Origin of the sequence: Cupriavidus pauculus, assembly GCF_003854935.1 — a bacterium.
Taxonomy (GTDB): domain Bacteria; phylum Pseudomonadota; class Gammaproteobacteria; order Burkholderiales; family Burkholderiaceae; genus Cupriavidus; species Cupriavidus pauculus_C.
Genome location: NZ_CP033969.1, coordinates 3,448,049 through 3,470,194, shown reverse-complemented (window position 1 = coordinate 3,470,194; position 22,146 = coordinate 3,448,049). Strand labels below are relative to the sequence as shown.

Annotated in this window: 16 protein-coding genes; 6 read left to right on the top strand and 10 right to left on the bottom strand. The window is 69.5% G+C overall.

Features of this window, described 5'->3' with window-relative positions; genetic code table 11:
• Positions 1 to 77 precede the first annotated feature (77 nt).
• Positions 78 to 950: an N-formylglutamate amidohydrolase gene (locus EHF44_RS17470; RefSeq protein ID WP_124684819.1), complete on the bottom strand. Its 873-nt coding sequence runs from the start codon at positions 948 to 950 to the stop codon at positions 78 to 80.
• 24 nt (positions 951 to 974) lie between these two features.
• Positions 975 to 1,958, bottom strand: coding sequence for a tripartite tricarboxylate transporter substrate binding protein BugE (locus EHF44_RS17465; RefSeq protein WP_124684818.1), 984 nt, complete (start codon positions 1,956 to 1,958; stop codon positions 975 to 977).
• 213 nt (positions 1,959 to 2,171) lie between these two features.
• Between EHF44_RS17465 and EHF44_RS17460 the strand changes: the two genes are divergently transcribed.
• Positions 2,172 to 3,074, top strand: a complete 903-nt coding sequence (locus EHF44_RS17460; RefSeq protein ID WP_124684817.1) for a LysR family transcriptional regulator — start codon at positions 2,172 to 2,174, stop codon at positions 3,072 to 3,074.
• Between the two features lie 24 nt (positions 3,075 to 3,098).
• Here the strand turns inward: EHF44_RS17460 and EHF44_RS17455 are convergent, their stop codons facing one another.
• The 3 genes from EHF44_RS17455 to EHF44_RS17445 are packed head-to-tail and all read right to left on the bottom strand — an operon-like array spanning position 3,099 to position 5,780.
• The gene (locus EHF44_RS17455; protein ID WP_124684816.1) at positions 3,099 to 4,274 is read right to left on the bottom strand and encodes a vWA domain-containing protein; all 1,176 of its coding nucleotides are present in this window, start codon (positions 4,272 to 4,274) and stop codon (positions 3,099 to 3,101) included.
• Between the two features lie 13 nt (positions 4,275 to 4,287).
• The gene (locus EHF44_RS17450) at positions 4,288 to 4,881 is read right to left on the bottom strand and encodes a GNAT family N-acetyltransferase (RefSeq protein ID WP_124684815.1); all 594 of its coding nucleotides are present in this window, start codon (positions 4,879 to 4,881) and stop codon (positions 4,288 to 4,290) included.
• Between the two features lie 14 nt (positions 4,882 to 4,895).
• The gene (locus EHF44_RS17445) at positions 4,896 to 5,780 is read right to left on the bottom strand and encodes an AAA family ATPase (RefSeq protein ID WP_124684814.1); all 885 of its coding nucleotides are present in this window, start codon (positions 5,778 to 5,780) and stop codon (positions 4,896 to 4,898) included.
• Positions 5,781 to 6,284: 504 nt separating this feature from the next.
• Here EHF44_RS17445 and EHF44_RS17440 point away from each other — a divergent pair.
• Together EHF44_RS17440 and EHF44_RS17435 are read left to right on the top strand one after the other, a co-directional pair.
• Positions 6,285 to 6,629, top strand: coding sequence for a c-type cytochrome (locus EHF44_RS17440; protein ID WP_124684813.1), 345 nt, complete (start codon positions 6,285 to 6,287; stop codon positions 6,627 to 6,629).
• A 14-nt stretch (positions 6,630 to 6,643) separates the two neighbouring features.
• Positions 6,644 to 7,042 carry a c-type cytochrome gene (locus EHF44_RS17435; protein WP_124684812.1) on the top strand — a complete coding sequence of 133 codons (399 nt, stop codon included), beginning with the start codon at positions 6,644 to 6,646 and terminating at the stop codon, positions 7,040 to 7,042.
• Positions 7,043 to 7,120: 78 nt separating this feature from the next.
• On the opposite strand, the gene aroG is transcribed toward EHF44_RS17435, so the two are convergent.
• Entirely contained in the window at positions 7,121 to 8,200 is a 1,080-nt protein-coding gene (aroG, locus tag EHF44_RS17430; RefSeq protein ID WP_172966084.1) for a 3-deoxy-7-phosphoheptulonate synthase AroG, read from the bottom strand.
• A gap of 481 nt (positions 8,201 to 8,681) precedes the next feature.
• Between aroG and EHF44_RS17420 the strand changes: the two genes are divergently transcribed.
• Positions 8,682 to 9,737 carry a class I SAM-dependent methyltransferase gene (locus EHF44_RS17420; RefSeq protein WP_124684809.1) on the top strand — a complete coding sequence of 352 codons (1,056 nt, stop codon included), beginning with the start codon at positions 8,682 to 8,684 and terminating at the stop codon, positions 9,735 to 9,737.
• A gap of 62 nt (positions 9,738 to 9,799) precedes the next feature.
• Here EHF44_RS17420 and tldD read toward each other — a convergent pair whose 3' ends face one another.
• The 3 genes from tldD to EHF44_RS17405 all read right to left on the bottom strand — a co-directional run bounded on the left by tldD (position 9,800) and on the right by EHF44_RS17405 (position 16,538).
• A complete protein-coding gene (gene tldD, locus EHF44_RS17415; RefSeq protein ID WP_124684808.1) occupies positions 9,800 to 11,260 on the bottom strand; it encodes a metalloprotease TldD in 1,461 nt (486 codons plus the stop codon).
• Between the two features lie 69 nt (positions 11,261 to 11,329).
• On the bottom strand, positions 11,330 to 12,154 hold the full coding sequence (locus EHF44_RS17410; protein ID WP_124684807.1) for a carbon-nitrogen hydrolase family protein: 825 nt from the start codon (positions 12,152 to 12,154) through the stop codon (positions 11,330 to 11,332).
• A 49-nt stretch (positions 12,155 to 12,203) separates the two neighbouring features.
• The gene (locus EHF44_RS17405; RefSeq protein WP_124684806.1) at positions 12,204 to 16,538 is read right to left on the bottom strand and encodes a YhdP family protein; all 4,335 of its coding nucleotides are present in this window, start codon (positions 16,536 to 16,538) and stop codon (positions 12,204 to 12,206) included.
• A 96-nt stretch (positions 16,539 to 16,634) separates the two neighbouring features.
• On the opposite strand from EHF44_RS17405, the gene glnE reads away from it, so the two are divergent.
• Together glnE and rrtA are read left to right on the top strand one after the other, a co-directional pair.
• Entirely contained in the window at positions 16,635 to 19,634 is a 3,000-nt protein-coding gene (glnE, locus tag EHF44_RS17400; protein WP_124684805.1) for a bifunctional [glutamate--ammonia ligase]-adenylyl-L-tyrosine phosphorylase/[glutamate--ammonia-ligase] adenylyltransferase, read from the top strand.
• An 89-nt stretch (positions 19,635 to 19,723) separates the two neighbouring features.
• Positions 19,724 to 20,296 carry a rhombosortase gene (rrtA, locus tag EHF44_RS17395; protein ID WP_124685161.1) on the top strand — a complete coding sequence of 191 codons (573 nt, stop codon included), beginning with the start codon at positions 19,724 to 19,726 and terminating at the stop codon, positions 20,294 to 20,296.
• Positions 20,297 to 20,490: 194 nt separating this feature from the next.
• Here rrtA and mprA read toward each other — a convergent pair whose 3' ends face one another.
• Positions 20,491 to 22,119, bottom strand: a complete 1,629-nt coding sequence (gene mprA, locus EHF44_RS17390) for an MprA protease, GlyGly-CTERM protein-sorting domain-containing form (protein ID WP_253699917.1) — start codon at positions 22,117 to 22,119, stop codon at positions 20,491 to 20,493.
• Positions 22,120 to 22,146 lie beyond the last annotated feature (27 nt).

Sequence of the window (22,146 nt, the reverse complement as noted above, 5' to 3'; positions counted from 1 at the left end):
CCCGAGACACGCATGCAGCGTGTCCCGGAGTGTGCAGCGGGCGCCCTTGCGGCGCCCGTTCCGTCGATGACCGCCGGTCAGAACGTGCGCGCGAAGCGCAGCAGGTCGTCCATCAGCGCGTCGAGGTCGCGCTGGAGCTTGTCGAAGCCGGCCGATTTTGCCAGCCCCACCTCGTCCATGTAGAGCTTGCGGTTGACCTCCAGCTGCAGGCTGTGGCGGCTGGCCTGCGGCTGGCCCACCACGCGCACGATCTCCACGCCCTTGTACGGGTGGTTGCGCCACACGTCGTAGCCCATCTCCTTGAGCACGGCCTCCACGCGGTCGGTGAACCGGGTGTCGCAGGTGGTGCCGTCGCGGTCGCCCACGACGAAGTCCGGATGCTGCAGCCCCGGATGCTCGGTCGCAAACTTAGCGGCCTCGCTGGGCATCGAGTGGCAATTGATGTGGAACATATGCCCGTGGCGCGCCACGGCCGCGTCCGACAGCCGCTGCAGCTGGGCGTAGTACGGCAGGTAGTACGTGTCGATGCGCGCCTGCAGCTCGGCCACGCCGAGCTTGCGGTCGTAGATCGGCTCGCCGGTGTCCAGCACGCGCCAGACCAGGCCCTTGCCCAGGCGCGTCTTGGACGTTTCCTGCTTCAGGCCCGGCCACGGCGCGTCCAGCAGCGCCTCGTCAATTTCCGTCAGGCCGCGGTTGGCGTCGAGGTAGCTGCGCGGAAAGCCGGCGGCCAGCAGCGGAATGCCGCGCGCGGGCGCGCCGGCGTAGAGCTCGTCCACGAACGTGTCTTCCGCCTGCCGCAGCAGCGGCAGGGGCAGGTTGGCCGCAAAGCGAAAATCGGCCGGGTACGTGGTGCAGCTATGCGGGGAATCAAGAAAGAGCGGGCCGCACTCGCCTTCCGGCATCTGCAGGAAGTACGGGCTTTCCGCGGTCTTTCGGTCTGCTTCGGTCATACGGACTGCCAGTCGTGGATCGGGTTAGTCGAGCGAGATCTTGGCGGCGGCGGCCACCTTCTTGTTCTTGGCCACCTCGGCGGTGATCTGCTGCGCGAAGTGCTGCGGCGTGTCGCCCACCGGGGTCGCGCCGAGCTTTTCCAGCTTGGCCTTGACCTCGGGCATGGCCAGCACCTTGATCGCGGCCGCGTTCAGCTTGGCCTGGATGTCGGCCGGCAGCTTGGCCGGGGCGATCAGGCCAAACCAGGCGGCGTCATTGACCTCGGGCAAGCCCAGTTCGGCAAAGGTAGGCACGTTCGGCAGGGCGGCCACGCGCTTCGGGGCGGCCACGGCCAGCGCGCGCAGCTTGCCGCCTTCGATGAATGGCAGCGACGACGGCAGGTTGTCGAACAGGATCTGGACCTGGCCGGCCAGCGCGTCGTTCAGCGCCGGGCCCACACCCTTGTACGGCACGTGCAGCAGTTCGGTCTTGCTGCTCATCTTGAACAGCTCGCCCATCATGTGCGACACGCTGCCGTTGCCGGCCGAGCCATAGGCCAGCTTGTTCGGCTCGGACTTGGCCAGCGCGATGAACGACTTCATGTCGGTGGCCTTGACCGCCGGGTTGATGCTCATCACGTTCGGCACCGAGGCCAGGTTCGTGATCGTCGTGAAATCCTTGGTCGCGTCGTACTGCAGGCGCGGGTAGACGGCCGGGTTGATGCCGTGCGTCGATGCGGTGGCGATGCCGAGCGTGTAGCCGTCCGGCGCGGCCTTGGCCAGGTAGCCCGTGCCGATGCTGCCGCCGGCGCCGCCGCGGTTGTCCACGACCACGGCCTGGCCCAGTTGCTGGCCGAGCTTGTCGGCCACGATGCGCGCGACGATGTCGGTAGTGCCGCCGGCCGGGAACGGCACGACGAGCGTGATCGGCTTGGTCGGATAGCCCTCGGCAAAGGCGGGCAGGGTCAGGCTGGCGGCCGCGAAGGCGGTGGCGGCGGCAAGGACTTTCAGCAGGGGACGGCGTTGCATCGAAGGGATTCCGTTGAAAGAAGAGAGGAAGGACGGTCTCTGGCGGACCTGGCGACCGGATGGATCGCGGGACGCGGCGGGCCGGCGGGCCCATCGGCATCGTAGGAAATCCATGTGTCGAGCGCTTTTCGATTCTGCGCGCCCGAGCACGCGGCTGGCAAACGATTTAAAATCCCAGGCTCATTCCATTTGGTATTGAAGTAGGAGTGCATCATGCGGCGCTTATGTCCGTCGATGACCGAACTGGTGGCTTTCGAGGCGGCGGCGCGGCATAGCAGTTTTACGGTGGCGGCCCGCGAGCTGCATGTGACGCAGGGCGCCGTCAGCAAGCAGGTACGAAGCCTGGAGGCGTTTCTGGGCGTCGAGCTGTTCGAGCGGGTGCGCCAGCGGCTGCTGCTGACCGAGGCCGGCGCCCGCTACCTGGAGCGGATCGGCCCGAGCCTGGCGGCCATCGAGTCGGCCAGCGTGGAGTTGATCGCGCGGCAGGGGCGCGGCGGCATCCTGCATATCGCCAGCATGCCGACGCTGGGCGCCAAATGGCTGATCCCCCGGCTGCCGCAGTTCTTTGCCCGGCATCCCGAAGTCACCCTGGAATTCGTGCCGCACGCGCAGGGCTACGACTTTTCCCAGCCCGATCTGGACGCGGCCATCCGCTTTGGCGACGGCGTCTGGCCCGGCACGCAGGCCGACTACATGACTGGGCGCGAAGTATTGCCGGTCTGCCGGCCTGGCCTGCTCGTGCACGAGCCCGACGGCGTGGCCAAAACGCCAGCGGCGCTGCTGCGTTATCCGCTGCTGCACCATACGACGGTGCCCGAGGCGTGGCCCGACTGGCTGGCCGCGCTGGGCATCTCCACGCGCGAAGCCTGGGCCGGCGCGCGCTTCGACCAGTTCACGCTGCTCACGCAGGCGGCCATGTCGGGGCTGGGCATCGCGCTGATCCCGCGCTGCCTGATCGAGGAGGAACTGGCCACCGGCACGCTGATCGTCGCGCATCCGGCGCGCGTGCTGGCCCGCAAGGGGTATTACCTGTGCTATCCGGAGCAGAAGGCGCACCTGCCGGCGCTGCAGACGTTCCGGCAGTGGGTGATGGAAGGCGTGGACGTCGTCGCGTGACCGGGCGGGCGGCCCGGTGCCCGGTTACTTGGTCAGCACCTTCATGGCTTCTTCCAGCCCGGCCAGCGTTACCGGATACATCCGGTTCTTCATGATCTGGTTGATGACCGTGATCGACTGGCGGTACTGCCACAGGCCCTCCGGCTCGGGATTGAGCCAGACGAAGCGCGGGAACTGCTCGATCATCCGGTTCAGCCAGACCGCGCCGGCCTCCGGATTGTTGTACTCGACCGATCCGCCCGGCTGCAGGATCTCGTAGGGGCTCATCGTCGCGTCGCCGACGAAGATCACCTTGTAGTCGGGCGTGTACTTGTGCATCAGGTCCCACGTGGCGATCTTTTCGGCGTGGCGGCGCCGGTTGTTCTTCCAGACGTAGTCGTACAGGCAGTTGTGGAAGTAGTAGTACTCCAGGTGCTTGAACTCGGTCTTGGCGGCCGAGAACAGCTCCTCCACGCGCTTGATGTGGTCGTCCATCGAGCCGCCCACGTCCATCAGCATCAGCACCTTGACCTTGTTGTGGCGCTCGGGCCGCAGCTTGATGTCGAGCAGGCCGGCGTTGGCGGCCGTGGCGTGGATGGTGTCGTCCAGGTCCAGCTCGGTGTCGGCGCCCTCGCGCGCAAAGCGGCGCAGCCGGCGCAGCGCCACCTTGATGTTGCGCGTGCCCAGTTCCACCTGGTCGTCGTAGTCCTTGTAGGCGCGGCTTTCCCAGACCTTGATCGCGGTGCGGTTGCCCTTGGACGGCCCGCCGATGCGGATGCCCTCGGGGTTGTAGCCGCCGTGGCCGAACGGCGACGTGCCCCCGGTGCCGATCCACTTGTTGCCGCCCTCGTGCTTTTCCTTCTGCTCGTCCAGCAGCTGCCTGAGCCGCTCCATGAGCTTGTCCAGGCCGCCCATGGCCTCGATCTTCGCCTTCTCCTCGGCCGACAGCTCGCGTTCCAGCGTCTTCTGCAGCCAGTCCAGCGGGATGTCGCTCTTCCCGTCCACCAGGCTCTGCACGCCCTGGAAGTACGCGGCGAAGGTCTGGTCGAACTTGTCGAAATGTTTCTCGTCCTTGACCAGCGTCATGCGCGACAGGTAGTAGAACTCGTCGATCGACGGCGAGATCACCTGGGCGCGCAGCGCTTCGAGCATCGTCAGGTATTCCTTGACCGATACGGGCAGCTTGGCGTGGCGCAGCGAGAAGAAGAAGTCGATCAGCATGGCGGGCCTCCGATCAACGCGGGCGGTCGAGCTGGAATTGCAGGTGGGCGCGCACGGCCGGCCACTCGCTGGCGATGATCGAGAAGACCACCGTGTCGCGGAACGACCCGTCGGGCATGCGCTGGTGGTTGCGCAGCACGCCGTCCTGCCTGGCGCCCAGCCGGGCGATGGCCGTGCGGCTCTGGTGGTTCATCCAGTGCGTGCGGAATTCCACGGCGATGCAGTCCAGCGTCTCGAACGCGTGGCGCAGCAGCATCAGCTTGCATTCGGTGTTCAGCGCGGTGCGCTGCACGCGCTGCGCGTACCAGGTGGAACCAATCTCGACGCGGCGGTGCTTGCCGTCGATGTTCATGTACGTGGTCATGCCGGCCACGCGGCCGGCGGCGTCCAGCACCGTAAACGGCTGCATCGTGTCCTGCGCCTGCAGCCCCAGGCGGCGCTCGATCTCGGCGGCCATCGCCTCGGGCGCCGGCACGCTGGTGTACCAGAGCCGGTGCAGCGCGCCATCGGCGGCGGCGGCCTGCAGGCCGGCCAGGTGGTCCGTCGACAGCGGCGCCAGCGTGGCGTGTTGCCCGGTCAGCGTGACGGGCTGGACAAACTTCGTCATCGTGCCGGCTCCGCTCAGCGGTTGGCGCGGTTCATGAACACCAGCCGCTCGAACAGGTGCACGTCCTGCTCGTTCTTGAGCAGCGCGCCGTGCAGCGGCGGGATGGCGGCCTTGCGGTCCGGGCTGCGCAGCGCCTCGGCCGGGATGTCCTCGGCCATCAGCAGCTTGAGCCAGTCGATCAGCTCCGACGTGCTCGGCTTCTTCTTCAGGCCCGGCAGGTTGCGCATCTCGTAGAACGCCTCCAGCGCCGCGGCCACCAGTTCGCGCTTGATGCCGGGGTAGTGGACGTCGACGATCTGCTGCATCGTCTCGGCGTCCGGGAACTTGATGTAGTGGAAGAAGCAGCGGCGCAGGAAGGCGTCGGGCAGCTCCTTCTCGTTGTTCGACGTGATGATCACGAGCGGGCGGTGGCGGGCCTTGACCAGCTCGCGCGTCTCGTAGACGTAGAACTCCATGCGGTCCAGTTCGCGCAGCAGGTCGTTCGGGAATTCGATGTCGGCCTTGTCGATCTCGTCGATCAGCAGCACCACGGGCGCGTCGGCCTCGAACGCCTGCCAGAGCACGCCCTTGACGATGTAGTTGCGGATGTCGTGCACGCGGTCGTCTCCCAGCTGGGAGTCGCGCAGGCGCGACACGGCGTCGTACTCGTACAGGCCCTGCTGCGCCTTGGTGGTGGACTTGATGTGCCACTGCAACAGCGGCATGCCCAGCGCGGCGGCCACTTCCTCGGCCAGCATGGTCTTGCCGGTGCCGGGCTCGCCCTTGATCAGCAGCGGCCGCTGCAGCGTGCGCGCGGCGTTGACGGCGAGCTTCAGGTCGTCGGTGGCAACGTACTGGGCGCTGCCTTCGAACTTGGCCTGCTGGGACGGATTGGCGTTGGCGGTGGCGGTGGTGGACATGGGGCAACCTGGCGGAACGCGGCCGGCCTGCCTGGCAGGCCGGTCGAATGACAATGGGAAGCGACAACCGGCGGGGCCGGAGCGCGCCGACAACGGGCCTCGACAACCCGAAATCCGGCCGGAATGGGCCAGTATAAGAGCAGATCGGCATTCGTGTTCAGTGGGGCACACCCGAAGGCGGGTGGCGTGGACCGCCGCGTGCACGCTGCGGTACAATGCGCCGGTTTGACGCGCCCCCAGTCAATATCCTCCTCAAGCCCGGCAGTTCTGCCACCAGAGACATGGCAGAGCATCGGGAGGCGGCAACAGCGCGAGATGGTTGCAGAATGGTGTTCGAGCACCGCGGCACATCAGCACACGCCCCGGCTGCGCCCCGGGCCCGACCGGCAATGCCCGGCCGGCCCAGCGGCGATCCGCTCCATATCCCCATTTCCGCCCGGCCGTCTGGCGCCCCAAACGAGGGCAGGTCACACGCGGTTTAACACTTCCCAATCAGCTACGACAATGAAAAAGCTCCTCACGACGGTAGTGTTGGGCGCTGCCGCAACGGCTGCGCATGCCCAGGACACGGGCACTGTCGACGCCGCCAAGGACAAGGTTGCCATGTGCATCGGCTGCCATGGCATTCCCGGGTATCGCGCCTCGTTTCCGGAGACCTACGAGGTACCGATGCTGGGCGGCCAGAGCGCCAAGTACATCGAGAATGCGCTCAACGGCTATAAGAAGGGCGATCGCAAGCATCCCACCATGCGCGCCATCGCGGCCAGCCTGACCGACAAGGACATCGCCGCCGTGGCGGCGTACTACGCGCAGCAGAAGCCGGGTACCCAGAACAACACGCTCAAGTAGGAAGGCCGCAAACCATGAAGAAGCTGAACGTTGTGTCGTACGCGCTGGCCGCCGCGGTGCTGGGCGCCGCCGCGCTGTCCGCGCAGGCCGCCGATATCGCGGCGGGCAAGGCGCTGGTCGAGAAGGGTGGCTGCGTGGCCTGCCACGGCAAGGACATGAACGCGCCGATCTCGCCCGATTACCCGAAGCTGGCCGGCCAGCATCCGGACTACCTGTACCACGCGCTGACGTCGTACCAGGTCAGCGGCAACCCGCTGGTGGGCCGCACCAACGCGATCATGGCCGGGCAGGTCAACAGCAACCCGGCCGTGACCGGCAAGGACGGCAAGCCGCGCCCGTTCACCAAGGCCGAGCTCAAGGACATTGCCGCCTATATCGGCTCGCTCAAGGGTGACCTGGTGCTGAAGAAGTAGGCGGCCGGCGCGCTGGCCGCGCCAGCCCCATGAAAAACGCCGACCCGTGGGTCGGCGTTTTCGTATCCGGGGCCAGGCTCAGTTGCCGCTGCCGGACACGAGCCGGCGCTGCTTGACCGCGTTGGCCAGTGTTTCCAGGATCCCGATCGAATCGTCCCAGCCGATGCAGGCGTCGGTCACAGACTGGCCGTAGGTCAGGTTCTCCACGGGCGTGCCCTGCACGTGATCCTGGCGGCCGGCCACGAGGTGCGATTCCACCATGACGCCGACGATGCGCTGGTCGCCGCCGGCGATCTGGTTGCCGATGTCCTGGCACACCGGCAACTGGTTCTCGTGCTTCTTGCTGCTGTTGGCGTGCGAGGCATCGATCATCAGGCGGGCGGCCAGGCCGGCCTTGGCGATGGCGTCGCAGGCTTCCTGCACGCTCGCGGCGTCGTAGTTCGGCGCCTTGCCGCCGCGCAGGATGATGTGGCAGTCCTCGTTGCCGGCCGTCGACACGATGGCCGAGTGGCCGCCCTTGGTCACCGAGAGGAAATGGTGCGGCTGCGACGCGGCCTTGATGGCGTCGACCGCGATCTTCACGTTGCCGTCCGTGCCGTTCTTGAAGCCGACCGGGCAGGACAGCCCCGACGCCAGCTCGCGGTGCACCTGCGACTCGGTCGTGCGCGCCCCGATGGCGCCCCAGCTCACCAGGTCGGCAATGTATTGCGGGCTGATCATGTCCAGGTATTCGGTGCCGGTGGGCACGCCCATCTCGCTGATGTTCAGCAGCAGTTCGCGGGCCGTGCGCAGGCCGTCGTTGATCTTGAAGCTGCCATCCATGTGCGGGTCGTTGATCAGGCCCTTCCAGCCCACCGTGGTGCGCGGCTTTTCGAAGTAGACCCGCATCACGACCTCCAGCTCGCCCGCAAACCGCTCGCGCTGCACCTTGAGCAGCTTGGCGTATTCCAGCGCCGCGCGGGTGTCGTGGATCGAGCACGGCCCGATGATCACGATCAGCCGGTCATCCATGCCGTGCAGGATACGGTGCATGGCCTGGCGGGCGCCATAGATCACGTCGGACGCGGCTTCCGAGCAGGCGAACTCGCGGATCAGGTGCGCCGGGGGCAGCAGCTCCTTGAGTTCTCGAATACGCAGGTCGTCGGTGTTCTTCAGCATGATGGCTCCGGGTCTTGTGAGGTCTTGATTCTGTTGGGATGGTGCGTCGCGGTCGTGGCGGACATAAAAAAACCGCCAGGGTCGCTGGCGGTTTCTCTTGCATTGGGGGTCTGCCTACAGCCGTCCCTCTCTATCCGCCAGCGGTGTGAGATGCCAAAAGAAGTAAAAGTAAAACTTGGCGGACATGGCGGGAAACGGTCTGGCTGTAGCGAGCTTGTGTCGGTTTGACGCCGAGGCGTGAAATTAATGCTGCGGCGCGGGGTGGCGTGGCATTTAATTGCGCCGCGGCCTGCAGATTCTGCGGGCGCGGTCGCCGCCCGTGCGACAACGAAGCATCTTTATAGCGCTTTTCCCGGGGCCTTGCAAGCGGCAACCGCAACAGTTTTAAGCCGATGCAGGATATTCCGGCTGCCTATATTACAAAGGCAAGCCCTGGTACGAAGGGGCGGCGAACAATAATCAGCAGGCGGAGGTGCCGATCATGTCAGTCGATGAAGCAAGGCTGAATGCCTTTATGGAGAAGTTCGTGCATGACATCGGGGCCGTGATGCACGCGGCCACCGTGGTGGTGGGTGACGAGCTGGGCCTGTACAAGGCGCTGGCCGAAAAACCGATGACCAGCGACACGCTGGCCGCCAAGACCCGGACCGACGGGCGCTACGTGCGCGAGTGGCTGTCCGCCCAGGCCGCGAGCGGCTACGTGGAGTACGACCCGGCGACCGACCAGTTCTCGCTGACCGAGGAACAGGCGTTCGCGCTGGCCCAGGAAGGCAGCCCGGCCTTCATCCCGGGCGCGTTCCAGATTGCGGTGGCCCAGTTCCGGGCCATCCCGCGCATGATCGAGATCTTCCGCAACGGCCGAGGCCTGGGCTGGCACGAGCACGATCCGGCGCTGTTCCACGGCACCGAGCGGTTCTTCCGGCCCGGCTATGCCGCGCATCTGGTCAGCGAATGGATTCCGGCGCTCGAAGGCATGGCGGCCCGGCTCGCGGCCGGGGCCGTGGTGGCCGACGTCGGCTGCGGCCACGGCGCGTCGACGATCATCATGGCCCAGGCGTTCCCGCACGCCACGTTCCGCGGCTTCGACTACCACGAGCCGTCGATCCGCTACGCCACCGAGGCCGCCCGCCGCGCCGGCGTGGCCGACCGCGTGCAGTTCGAGGTGGCATCGGCCAAGGACTACCCGGGCCGCGACTACGACCTCGTGGCCGTGTTCGACTGCCTGCACGACATGGGCGACCCCGTGGGCGCGGCGCGCCACGTCCGCGAGACGCTGAAGCCCGACGGCTGCTGGATGATCGTGGAACCGTTTGCCAACGACAGCCTGCAGGACAACCTGAATCCCGTCGGCCGCGTGTTCTATTCGGCGTCGACGTTCATCTGCACGCCGGGATCGCGGGCGCAGGACGGCGCGATGTGCCTGGGCGCCCAGGCCGGCGAGGCCCGCATGCGCGGCGTGACCGAGCAGGGCGGCTTCGGCAGCTTCCGCCGCGCGGCGCAGACGCCGTTCAATCTGGTGTATGAGGTGAGGCCGTAGAAAAAGGCCGTCCGGTGTGCTCCCCTCTCCCGCGCGGGAGAGGGGAGAAAGACGTCAACCCATCAGGCCGTGCCGCCCACCGTCATGTTTTCGATGCGCAGCGTCGGCTGGCCCACGCCCACGGGTACGCTCTGTCCTTCCTTGCCGCAGACGCCTACGCCCGAATCCAGGCGCATGTCGTTGCCGATCATCGTCACGTCCTTGAGCGATTCCGGGCCGTTGCCCACCAGCGTGGCGCCCTTGACCGGGTACGTGATCTTGCCGTCCTCGATCATGTACGCCTCGCTGGCCGAGAACACGAACTTGCCGTTGGTGATGTCCACCTGGCCGCCGCCGAAGTTCACGGCGTAGAGGCCGCGCTTGACGCTGGCGATGATTTCCTGCGGGTCGCGGTCGCCGTTGAGCATGTACGTGTTGGTCATGCGCGGCATCGGCAGCGCGGCGTAGCTTTCGCGGCGGGCGTTGCCGGTGACCGGCATCTTCATCAGGCGCGCGTTGAGCGTGTCCTGGATGTAGCCGGTCAGGATGCCGTCCTCGATCAGCGTCGTGCACTGGGTCGGGTTGCCCTCGTCGTCAAGGTTCAGCGATCCGCGGCGGTTCTCGATCGTGCCGTCGTCCACCACGGTCACGCCCTTGGCGGCCACGCGCTCGCCCATGCGGCCGGCGAACGCCGACGAACCCTTGCGGTTGAAATCCCCCTCCAGGCCGTGGCCCACCGCCTCGTGCAGCAGCACGCCGGGCCAGCCCGGGCCCAGCACCACGGTCATCGCGCCGGCCGGGGCGGGGCGCGCCTCCAGGTTGACCAGCGCCGATGCCACGGCTTCGTCCACGTACTTGCGCAGCAGGTCGTCGGTGAAATAGCCGTAGGCGTAGCGGCCGCCGCCGCCCGACGAGCCAATCTCGCGCCGGCCGTTCTGCTCGGCGATGACCGTCACCGACACGCGCACCAGCGGGCGGACGTCGGCCGCGATGATGCCGTCGCTGCGCGCCACCAGCACCACGTCGTACTCGCCGGCCAGCCCGGCCATGACCTGCACCACGCGCGGGTCCTTGGCGCGGGCCATCTTCTCGATCTTTTCCAGCAGCGCCACCTTCTCGGTGGCCGTCATCGAATCCAGCGGATCGTTCGGGGCGTACAGGCTGCGCCCGCCCTGCGACGCCATCGCGCTGGCCACCTTGACACGCCCGCTGCCGGCGCGGCCGATCGTGCGGGTGGCCGCCGCGGCCTGCGACAGCGCGGCCAGGCTGATGTCGTCGGAATAGGCAAAGGCGGTGCGGTCGCCCGACACGGCGCGCACACCCACGCCCTGGTCGATGCTGAAGCTGCCCGACTTGACGATGCCTTCCTCCAGGCTCCACGCCTCGTTGCGCGTGTGCTGGAAGTAAAGGTCGGCGTAGTCCACCTTGTGCGTGAAGACGTCGGCCAGCACGCGCTGGAGCGCCGCCTCGTCCAGGCCGTAGGGCGCCAGCAGCAGCTCTTGCGCCGTGGCCAGGTTGCGAATTCCGAGATCTCCGGCGTTCATGATTGTCCTTGGTCTTGAAGCGCCACGGCGCGCGGCCATGGCGAAAAGCAAACGGTAATGCCCTGCATGCTACAGCACGCGATGCCGCAGCGCCGGCAGGTTCTGACGCACCTCGGCCAGCCGCGCCGGGTCCACCAGGCCCGACACCACGCCCTCGCCCTCGGGCAGCACGCCCATCAGCTCGCCCCATGGGTCCACCAGCATCGAATGGCCCCACGTGCGCCGGCCATTCTCGTGCCGCCCGCCCTGTGCCGCCGCCAGCACATAACACTGGTTCTCGATGGCGCGGGCGCGCAGCAGGATTTCCCAGTGGGCCTGCCCGGTGGTGTAGGTGAAGGCGGCCGGCATCAGAATCAAGCTCACGCCGTTGGCGCCGCGCGCCAGCCCCCGGTACAGCTCGGGAAAGCGCAGGTCGTAGCAGACCGACATCGCCACGCGGCCGCAGGGCGCCTCGAACGTCACGGGCGTCTTGCCGGCCAGGATGGTGCGCGACTCGTCGAAGTTTTCCTCGCCCTTGGTAAAGCCGAACAGGTGAATCTTGTCGTAGCGGGCCACGCGTTCACCGTGCGGGTCGAATGCCAGCGAGCTGTTGTAGACGCGGTTGTCGTCGCCGCACCACATCGGCAGCGTGCCGCCCACCAGCCACAGCCGGTGCCGGCGGGCCGCGTCGGCCAGAAAGCGCTGCACGGGCCCGTCGCCGTCGCGCTCGCGGATGGCCACCTTGTCCGATTCATGCCGGCCCATCATGCAGAAGTACTCGGGCAGCAGCACCAGCTCGGCGCCGCCGCGCGCGGCATCGGCGATCAGCGCGTCGGCGCGCGCGAGGTTGTCGTCGAGCGACGTGCCCGTCACGGTCTGGATGGCGGCGACGCGGAACGGATGGGCTGCGGTCATCGTGGCTTCCTTTCTCGGCGGGTGGGGCGGGGGCGCGGGGGCGGGGCGATCAGCGCGGGAACACGCTGGAGCGGTCCTGCACCGGCGCCGGGCGCGACTTATTGTCCTCCACTTTGCTGACCTTGGGGTCGGCCCACGATCCGCTCACGTGGTAGTGCTGGGTGAACACCTTCGAGAACTCGTCGGCGAACAGCAACTGCGCGGCCAGCGTGCCGATGCCGAGCACCGGGTTGATGAACGCGGCCGCCACCGACGTGGTGGTGGCGTTGATGCGCGGCACCACGTCCACCTGCACGTCCTGCGTCTCGCGCAGCAGGTCGGCCGTGCCGGTCATCGACGCCATCACCTGGCTGCTCTTGAAGCGGAACTCGTCGATCTTGCCCACGCCGTTCTCGATCGTGCCCGACCCGCTGATGTCGTCGAACACCAGGCCCTTGCTCGACAGCGACCGGAAGTCCAGCGTGGCAAAGCGCAGCAGGCTCTGCAGGCTCAGCACGCCCAGCAGTCGCGCGGCGCCCGGCTCCACGCTGAGGATCTGGCCGTTTTCCAGCTTCAGGTTCAGCCGGCCGGACAGCGTCGGGTAGTCGATCGACATGGGCGACCCGCGCCACGCGATGCGGCCTTCCAGCGCGCCGTTGCCGTCGCGCACGGTGTGCGGCAGGCCAAAGCGGTCCAGCACGTCGCCGGCGTTGCGGATGTCGAGCTTGAAGTTCAGCAGCGTGCGGCGGCCTTCCGTGGGCGACACATTGCCCTGCGCGGCGGCCTCGCGCAGCCGGCGCGGCAGGCGCCAGCTACCGCTGCCGGTCAGCGTGGCGCCGGGCTGCTCGATGCTCAGGCTGTCCAGCGTCCAGACCGGCTGGTTGTCGGTATGGCTGGTGTGGGCCTTGACCGCCAGCTTGCCGAAGTCGCGGCCGTGCAGCACGAAGCGGTCGACCACCAGGTCCAGCGCCGGCATCTCCTCGACGCTGCGCGTGATGGCCTCGGCCGCGTGGCCGTCGTCGGTGGCCTCGGGGATGTCCAGGTGCGACAGCCGCACCGTCAGCGCGCCGGTGGGGTTGCTGCTGTCGCGGCGCCACTGGCCGTTGCCGGTGATCTGGCGCGACGCCATCTGCAGGTTCCAGCCGGCGGCCTCGCGGGCGGCGTCGATCGACACGTCGTCCAGGCTGCGGCCGAACGCGTCCAGCGTCCGCGCGCGCACGCCCACGCGCTCGGGCAGGAACGGCGACGAGCGGTCGACCGTATCGGCAGGCTTGCGCTCGCCCGAACCCGTGTCGAGCACCATGCGCCAGCCGTCAAGGTCGAGCTTGTCGGCCGTGATCGCGGCGGTCACGCCGCTGGCCGGCTGCGGCGCGGGCTGGCCGATGCCGATGCCGCCCGACACCACGTCGGTCGTCTCGCCCCGACGCAGCACGTAGCGCACGCTGGCGACGTTGCCGGCCTGGATCGTCATGTCGTCCAGCGCGGGCCGGCTGGCCGATGGCCGCAGGTCGAAACGCAGCGGCAGGTCCTGCCCGGCCGGCTTGCCCAGCGGGGCGGGCAGGTTCAGCGCCAGCCCGTTGAGGTCGGACGCCACCTGCACCTGCAGGCGCTTGTCGCGCACGCCCACCACGGCCGTGTAGGGCGTGGTGCCGTCGATCCGGGCGCCCAGCCCGCCGGCGCCGGCGCCCAGCGCATCGCGCAGGCCCTGCGCCGTGGCCGTGCCGCCAATCGCCACGCGCGTCGTGCCGTCCGGCTGGGTGCCGCCCGTGATGCGCGTCTCGCCGCCGACAAAGCGGCCGCGCACGTTGTGGAGCTGGAAGCCATGCTCGTCGAAGGCCACCGCGCCGGTGGCGCCGAACAGCGTGGGCAGCTCGGGCATCAGCGTCACGTCGTTGCCGGGAAAGCGGAACTCGCCGTTGACCTTGGCGCCCGCCGCGTGGCTCAGCGGCAGGTCCAGCTTGAGCCGCAGCTCGCCCTGGCCGGGCGCGTGCGCGGCTTCGGTGACGTTGCCGGTCCAGCCCTTGACCGGGGTGGCCGCGACGTAGCGCAGGAAGCCCTGCACGGGCCCGGTGGCGCCGCCATCGACCATCAGGTGGCCGTGGTCGCTCAGGTCGTCGATCTGGCCGTTGACGTCGCGCAGCACGATGCCGGGGATGCCGCGCACGCCGGCCTGCTTTGCCTGGAACGACATCGTGCTGCGCTCGAACAGCAGCGTGCCGGAGATGTCGGTGAAATCGGGCCACGCCATGCCGGGGGGGCCATTGCCATTGCCGGTGCCGTTGCCGGTGCCATTGGCCGCGCCGCCCACGTTGGGGCCGGTCTCGTGCGGGGCGATCTGGTAGCTGACGTTGCGGATCGGCACTTCCACGCGGAAGTCGCCGGCCTTGGCGAACGGCGGGTGGAACGGAAAGTGGTACAGGTCGCCCTTGACCAGGAACTTGACGTTGTAGGCTTCGCCGCCCACCAGCGCGCCTTCCAGGTAGTGGCGCGTGGCCGGCATCGTCGACGGCAGGTAGCGCGGCACGCGGTGCGCCAGCGCGCGGTCCAGCTCGCCGGACAGGTCGGCGATGCCGCTGTGGCCGTCGCCGCCCTCGCGCCAGTTGCCGCGCACGGTGCCGGCCGTGTCGGCATTGGCAAAGCGGATGCCGTCGGTGGTGACCACGAGCTTGCCGTTGTCGCGGCGCCAGCGCACCTCGCCGCGCAGTTCGTCGAACGGCACCAGCGGGTCGTCGAACACGCCCGGAAAGCTCAGCGTGGCGCCGGTGCTGTCCACGCGCGCGCTGCCCTGGCGGTCATCGAAGCTGAAATTGCCGGACAGCCGGGTAAAGCCGGGCGTGCCGGTGTGCGGCTTGCCGTCCGGGCCCACGGCCGGCACGGCCGGCTGGCTGTTGACCGATACCCCGCGCAGCGTGCCCTGCACCGTGTAGTGCGGCGTGCCGGGCGCGCGCGCCAGCAGCCCGGCGCGCTCGCGGGCCCATGCCACGTCGAGGTTGTCGATATGGCCGGCCGGCTGCAGCGCGCGTAGCTGGCGCAGCACGGCCGTGTCGATCGGCAGCGACGTGGCCAGCGCGCGCACCGTGTTCAGGTCGAACGTCGGCGCCCGCAGCGCGAACTTGCGGAGCTGGCCGTCGTTGTCGCGCGCCCAGTCCACGGTCACCTTGCGCATGCCTTCGCGCCACGACGGATCGGTGGCGGACGGCGGGCCGGCCTGGGGCTCGGCCTGCCACAGCAGCGTGTCGATGGTCAGCGAATGGTTGCCGTTGCGGTCGCCCTTGTGCAGCAGCAGCGCCTGCGCGTTGGCCAGCTTCAGCGGCTCCGGCGCGCCGGTCAGCCGCAGGTCCACGCCGCTGGCGCGCAGCCGGGTCTGGCTGCGCAGCACGTGTCCGCCGCGGAAGTCGATGGTGCCGTCGGTGCTGAACACGCCGCTGTCGACGCGATCGAAGATGGCCAGGTAGCGCTGCACCACGGGCAACTGCAACTGGTTGAAGGCCCAGTTGGCCTGGCCGGTCCAGTGCTGCCAGTTGCCGGCGCCGTACAGGTAGTCGTGCCGCAGGCTGGCCTGGAATACCAGCGGCTGGGGCGCCAGCGACGTGCTGCTGGCATCGAGCCGCACCGTGTGCTGGGCGCCGTGGCGGCTGGCCAGGAAGTGGATGTCGGCCACTTCAAGCTGTGGCAGGCCGGCTTTCTCGTCGAGCCAGCGCAGGTTGCCGCTCTTGAGTTCGATGCGGCCCTGCGACAGCAGCCAGTTCAGGAACGGGTCGTTGTCGGTCGACTGCTGCGACGCCTCGATCGGCATGCCGGCCACCAGCACCCGGCCGGCCGGCGTGCGGCGCACCAGCACGTCGGCGCGGTCGGCGGTCAGGCTGGCGAACTGCAGCGCCAGCGCGGGCACCGACTGCCACGACAGCCGGCCTTCCAGCGTGGCCGTCGACAGCAGCATGCGGCGCTGGTCGTCCACGGCCTGCACGTTGCTGGCGCGGAACGCGGGATGCCAGCCGTCCCAGTAGGTGTCGAGCTGGCCGATCGTGAGCTGGGCCGACAGCGCGGCCGAACCCTGGCGTTCCAGCCACTGCCGCGCGGCATGGGCCTGTGGCCAGAGCACGAAGCGGATCAGCAGGACGGCGACGACGGCCAGCGCGGCCAGCACCGCGACGATGCGGGCGAGCATGCGCCAGAGCCGCCGCCAGGCGGGATGCCGCGCCAGCGTGCCCAGGCCGTCCCAGACGGCGCGCGGCCAGCGCCGGACGTGCGCCAGCGCCCGGCGGCCACGGCCGGGGACGTGCGGATGCGGGACTTGGGAAGCGGCCACCGGGGGCGCGACGGAAGCGGCGGCCGGCGCGGTGCGGTCACCGCCCGCGCGTGGGGCTGTGGAACCGTCGTCGGGGGCGGTGGAGCGGCTGGACATGCGCAGATTATCCGACAATACTAGCCGCTCTCCAAAGTGGTGCGTGCAAGCGCCACGGCGGTTCCCCGGCGCCTGCCCAATTGCAACGTAACTGGAATGACTGTCCCTGATCCGACGAGTTCCGCCGCGGGCACCGCCCCGGCATCGACCGGCCCGCAGCACCCGATGGATGGCGCCGGCACCACTTCGCTGCCAGCCTCGGCGGGCGCCGCCGGACCGCTCGGCAACATGGCCCACGGGGCCTTTGCCACGATGACGGCGCAGGGACTGACCCCCGCCGACTGCGAGGGCCACACATTGTACTCGGCGGCGTACTCGCATTACGCGCGCCGCGTGCTGGCCGCGCGGCCCGGGCTGCCGGCCATCGTGGCGGACGCCGCCGTGGGCCCCATCACCCGCGACTGGATGGAAGCGCGCCTGCAGGCGCTGCACGCGCCGTCGGCCGACGCCGAGGCCGCCGCCGGCCAGGCGCTGCGCCGGCTGCGCGCCGAGGTGATGTGCACGGTCATCGAGCGCGACCTGCGCGGGCTGGCCACGCTGGCCGAGATCACCGGCGCGATGACCGACCTGGCCGAACTGGCCATCCAGTACGGCCTGCGCGTGCTGGGCGACGACCTGGCCGCCACCTATGGCCGCCCCACGGGCGCGCAGGGCGGCGAGGTGCAGGAACTGGTGGTGGTGGGCATGGGCAAGCTCGGCGGGCGCGAGCTGAACGTGTCGTCCGACATCGACCTGATCTTTCTGTATGACGAGGACGGCGACACCCAGGGCGGGTCGCGCAGCCTGTCGAACCACGAATACTTCATCCGGCTGGGCCGGCGGCTGATTACGCTGCTGTCGGAAGTCACCGGCGACGGCTACGTGTTCCGCGTGGACATGCGGCTGCGGCCCAATGGCGATGCCGGCCCGCTGGTCTGCAGCTTTGGGATGCTGGAGGAATACCTGGTGGTGCAGGGCCGCGAATGGGAGCGCTACGCCTGGATCAAGGGCCGCGTGGTGTCGGCCGTCGACACGCCGCACGCCCAGCGTGCCGCCGCGCTGCTGGGCCGCATGACCACGCCGTTCGTGTTCCGCCGCTACCTGGACTATGGCGTGATTGCCGCCATCCGCTCGCTGCACGCGCAGATCCGCGCGGAAGCGGCCAAGCGTAGCGGCGGGCTGGCCGGGCACGGCGTGAACCAGCGCTCGTTCAATATCAAGCTCGGGCGCGGCGGCATCCGCGAGATCGAGTTCATGGCGCAGGTATTCCAGCTGATCCGCGGCGGCCAGGACCCGGCGCTGCGCGTGCGGCCCACGCTGGAAGTGCTGGACGTGGCCGTGGCGCGCAACCTGCTGCCAGCCGGCCAGGCCGAGCAGCTGGCCGATGCCTACCGCTTCCTGCGGCAACTGGAACACCGGCTGCAGTACCGCGACGACGCCCAGACGCACCACCTGCCGACGTCCGACGACGAGCGCCAGGCCGTGGCCGAGATGATGGGCTGCGCCGACTGGGACGCGCTGGCCGCGCAGATGTCGGCGCTGATGGCGCCGGTGGCGCAGCAGTTCGAGGCCACCTTTGCCGATCCGTTCGCCGATGGCGAGTCGGGGCAAAGCGAGCCGCTCTGGCCGGCGCTGGTGCGCGAGGAAATGGCGTCGCGCGCCACGCAGGCCAACCCCGGCGACGAGGACGAGACCGATCCGCAGTCGTCGCCGTGCCAGGCGCTGCAGGCCGCCGGGTTTGCCGACTGCACCGGCCTGTACGACCGCCTGCGCGCCATCGGCACGTCGCTGCGCTACCGCGCGCTGTCGGAAACCAGCCGTGGGCGCTTCGACCTGCTGGTCAACCGCGCGCTGGACCTGGCCGCGCGCCAGGACGACGCCGACGCCACCATCGCCCGCTTCCTGGACTTTCTGGATGCGATCAGCCGGCGCGCGTCGTACCTGTCGCTGCTGTCCGAGTATCCGCAGGCCATGGACCGCGTGGCGCAGACGCTGCACGCGTCGCGCTGGGCGGCCACCTACCTGACGCGCCATCCGCAACTGCTGGATGAACTGCTGGACAGCGACGCGCTGGCCAGCGCGCCGGACTGGCCCGGCTTCCGCCAGCGGCTGGCGGAGCGGCTGCAGGCGTCGGACGGACAGGTCGAGACGCAGATGGACATCCTGCGCCGCGAGCACCATGCCGAGATTTTCCGCATCCTGCTGCAGGACCTGCAAGGCATGCTGACCGTCGAGCAGGTGGCCGACCGCCTGTCGGACCTGGCCGACGCGATGCTGGAAGTCACGATGCAGGCGGTCTGGCGCCAGCTGGCCACGCGCCACTGCGAGACGCCGCGCTTCGCGGTGATCGCCTACGGCCGGCTGGGCGGCAAGGAACTGGGCTACGCGTCGGACCTGGACCTGATCTTTCTCTACGACGACGACCACGAGCGGGCGCCCGACGTCTACGCCGCCTATGCGCGCCGGCTGATCACCTGGCTCACGAGCCATACGGCGGCCGGCATGCTGTTCGACGTGGACACGCGGCTGCGGCCCAATGGCGCGGCCGGGCTGCTGGTGACCAGCTTCGACGCGTTCCGCCGCTACCAGCTGCGCGAGGGCGACAACACGGCGTGGGTCTGGGAGCACCAGGCGCTCACACGCGCGCGCTTCTGCGCCGGCGACCGCGAGATCGGCAACCGGTTCGAGGACTTGCGCGACGAGATCCTGCGCCAGCCGCGCGACGCCGTGGCGCTGCGCGAGGAAATCGCCCAGATGCGGGCCAAGGTGGCGGAGGGGCATCCGAACCCGACCGCGCTGTTCGATCTCAAGCACGACCGGGGCGGCATGGTCGACATCGAGTTCACGGTGCAGTACCTGGTGCTGCTGCACAGCGGCGCCCACCCGGAGCTGACGCGCAACGCGGGCAACATCGCGCTGCTGCGGATGGCCGGCGTGCTGAACCTGATCGACGCCGGGCTGGGGCTGGCCGTCGGCGACGCCTACCGGCTGTTCCGCGCGCGCCAGCACAAGCTGCGGCTGGACGGCCAGGACCAGGCGCGCGTGGCGCCGGACAGCGTGGCCGAGCAGGCCGCATCGGTGCGCGCGCTCTGGCACGCCGTGTTCGGGCAGGGGTGACGCGCGCCGTGCCCGTCGTGCCGCCAGAGCGACCGCCCGAACCTGTGCCCGCCGTCCTGCCGCCGGCGCGCCTGCCCGGCTGGCCGGCCATGCTGGCCACGGTGGCCGGCATGGCGGCGGTGGCCGCGCTGTTTTCGTTCGTCCCATGGATGCATGCGCACGGCCTGTACGTGCGCGACGCCGTGCGGCTGGACCACCAGTGGTGGCGGCTGGTCACGGCGATGTGGGTTCATCTTGGCTGGCAACACTACCTGGCCGACGTGGCCGCGACGGCCGGGCTGCTGCTGCTGGCCGGCCGCGTGACGCGCGTGCGCGAGATGGTGACGGTGCTGCTGATCTGCGGCGTGGCCGCCCAGGTGGCGCTGCTGCGGATGCCGGCGGTCGGCTGGTACGGGGGGCTGTCCGGCGCCGCCCACGGCCTGGCGCTGTGGACAGCGCTGCGGCTGCTGCCCGTCCCCGGCTGGTCACGGCTGATCGGCGTGGTTACGTGCGTGATCGTGCTGGGCAAGGTGTGGATCGAACAGTCGTGGCTCGCGGCCATCGTTTTCGACCCGTCATGGGGCTTCGGCGTCGTGCGCGGCGCCCATGCGGCGGGGGCGGTGGCGGGGCTGGCTTGCTGGCTGCTGCAGGAGTGGTGGGGGCAGCGGGGGCGGCGGGATTGATGCGTTGACAGGGGATGAGGCGCCGGCCCTCACCCCCGGCCCCTCTCCCGCGATGCGGGAGAGGGGAGACAACAATCTGTACTTGAGGAATTGCCCGATCCCACGGTCTTGCTCCCCTCTCCCGCTTGCGGGAGAGGGGTTGGGGGAGAGGGCCAGCCGTCGAGCCGCGACGTGTTCACGCCGCAGCCCCCCGACTACCCCCGCCGCCGCGTCACAAATCCCGCCAAGCCAATCCCCAGCAGCAGCACCGCGCTCCACGGCGCGAATGCGCCGCCGCCGCCGTCACCGCCACTGTCGGCGGCCGACGACCCGGTCGATCCGGGGGCTGCGCCGGCGGTGGCCGGGTTCGGTGCCGCCGCCAGTGCCTGGTCGGCGTCGAGCAGGCCGGCGCCGCACTTGCCCGTGTTGCCGCTCGCTGTGCAATAGGTGCCGGCCGGATGCGGTCGAGCCGTGGCCTTGAGCACCTGCGTGACCTGCGCCGGCGACAGCGCCGGGTTGAGCGACAGCATCAGCGACACCACGCCCGAAACCATCGGCGCGGCAAAGCTGGTGCCCTGCGAGCCGACGATGCCGTAGGTGGTGGGGCTGGCGGCGCCCGCGTTGGTCAGCGTGCGGATGAACGACTGGCCGCCCGTGCAGCCGGTGGCCACGTTGTTGTTGACGATGACCTTCGAGTTGCCGCAGCCGCCGCCCGGCGCGCTCAGCGCCACCTGCGGGCCCACGTTGGCAAAGCTGGCGTTCTCGCCGTCGTTGGCGTGGGCCGTCACGGCGATCACGCCCGAGCAGTCGGCCGGGGCCTCGACCGCGCCGGCCGAGTTGCCGGCCGCGGCCACGACGATCACGCCCGCCGCGTTCAGGTCGTTGACGGCCTGCTGCTCGATGGTCGAGCAGGTGCCGCCGCCCAGGCTGACGTTGACCACGCGCGCTGGCGTGGCGTTGTTCGGCACGCCCGGCACGGCCAGGCCGCCGGCCCAGCGCATGCCGTCGACGGTGTCCGACAGCAGCGCGCCGCAGCGGCCCGATACGCGCACCGGCTGGATCCGCGCGCTCCAGTCGACGCCGGCGATGCCCGACACGTTGTTGGTCGCCGCGCCCAGCACGCTCGCTACGCGCGTGCCATGCCAGGTGCTGTTGGTGGCGCCGCTGCCGTCGGGGCAGGTCGTGCCGGCCGGCACGTAGTCGCCCGGATCGGTCGGATCGCTGTCGCGGCCGTCGCCATCGGCTGAAACCGTGGTCGTCGAGATGAAGTCGTAGCCGGCCACAAGCCGGGGCGCCAGGTCAGGGTGCGGCAGGTAGCCCGTGTCGACCACGGCGATCACGATGCCGGTGCTGCCGCGCGAGCGGTCCCACGCGCGCGGCAGGTTGGCGCCGCCGACCACGGTGGCGGGCGCATTCATATAGACCTGGTTGGCAAAATCGGCGTCGTTGGGCACCGTATCGTGCAGCCGCAGCCAGCGGTCGGGCACGGCGTCGGCCACGCGCGGGTCGTCGCGCAGCCGTTTTGCCACGGCGTCGGGGGTCTCGCCGCGGCTGTCCTTGACCGTGACGAGGTCCATGGTGCCGGCCATCGGCCGCTTGACCGACAGCGACAGGCCCGTGTTCGACGCCACCCGCTTCATGCGCGTGGCGCTGGCGTCGGTATCGAGCGACTGGCCGCCGTCGCGCCAGCGCACGATGTAGTTGCCGGTGTAGACCGGCGCGGGGCGCGCGGTGGGCGTGGTGTCCGCCTGCGCGGCGGGGGCCAGGCTCAGCAACGAGCCGACGACGGCCAGCAGCGCGGGCAGCCGGGACCGGTGGCGGGGATTCATCTGGGGGCGCGGCATCTCTGCTCCTGTGGAGTTCTGGTGATG

Coding starts and splice junctions, on each gene's coding strand:
- EHF44_RS17470 (WP_124684819.1), bottom strand. CDS start 950: ATGACCGAAGCAGACCGAAAGACCGCGGAAAGCCCGTACTTCCTGCAG.
- EHF44_RS17465 (WP_124684818.1), bottom strand. CDS start 1,958: ATGCAACGCCGTCCCCTGCTGAAAGTCCTTGCCGCCGCCACCGCCTTC.
- EHF44_RS17460 (WP_124684817.1), top strand. CDS start 2,172: ATGCGGCGCTTATGTCCGTCGATGACCGAACTGGTGGCTTTCGAGGCG.
- EHF44_RS17455 (WP_124684816.1), bottom strand. CDS start 4,274: ATGCTGATCGACTTCTTCTTCTCGCTGCGCCACGCCAAGCTGCCCGTA.
- EHF44_RS17450 (WP_124684815.1), bottom strand. CDS start 4,881: ATGACGAAGTTTGTCCAGCCCGTCACGCTGACCGGGCAACACGCCACG.
- EHF44_RS17445 (WP_124684814.1), bottom strand. CDS start 5,780: ATGTCCACCACCGCCACCGCCAACGCCAATCCGTCCCAGCAGGCCAAG.
- EHF44_RS17440 (WP_124684813.1), top strand. CDS start 6,285: ATGAAAAAGCTCCTCACGACGGTAGTGTTGGGCGCTGCCGCAACGGCT.
- EHF44_RS17435 (WP_124684812.1), top strand. CDS start 6,644: ATGAAGAAGCTGAACGTTGTGTCGTACGCGCTGGCCGCCGCGGTGCTG.
- aroG (WP_172966084.1), bottom strand. CDS start 8,200: ATGCTGAAGAACACCGACGACCTGCGTATTCGAGAACTCAAGGAGCTG.
- EHF44_RS17420 (WP_124684809.1), top strand. CDS start 8,682: ATGTCAGTCGATGAAGCAAGGCTGAATGCCTTTATGGAGAAGTTCGTG.
- tldD (WP_124684808.1), bottom strand. CDS start 11,260: ATGAACGCCGGAGATCTCGGAATTCGCAACCTGGCCACGGCGCAAGAG.
- EHF44_RS17410 (WP_124684807.1), bottom strand. CDS start 12,154: ATGACCGCAGCCCATCCGTTCCGCGTCGCCGCCATCCAGACCGTGACG.
- EHF44_RS17405 (WP_124684806.1), bottom strand. CDS start 16,538: ATGTCCAGCCGCTCCACCGCCCCCGACGACGGTTCCACAGCCCCACGC.
- glnE (WP_124684805.1), top strand. CDS start 16,635: ATGACTGTCCCTGATCCGACGAGTTCCGCCGCGGGCACCGCCCCGGCA.
- rrtA (WP_124685161.1), top strand. CDS start 19,724: ATGCTGGCCACGGTGGCCGGCATGGCGGCGGTGGCCGCGCTGTTTTCG.
- mprA (WP_253699917.1), bottom strand. CDS start 22,119: ATGCCGCGCCCCCAGATGAATCCCCGCCACCGGTCCCGGCTGCCCGCG.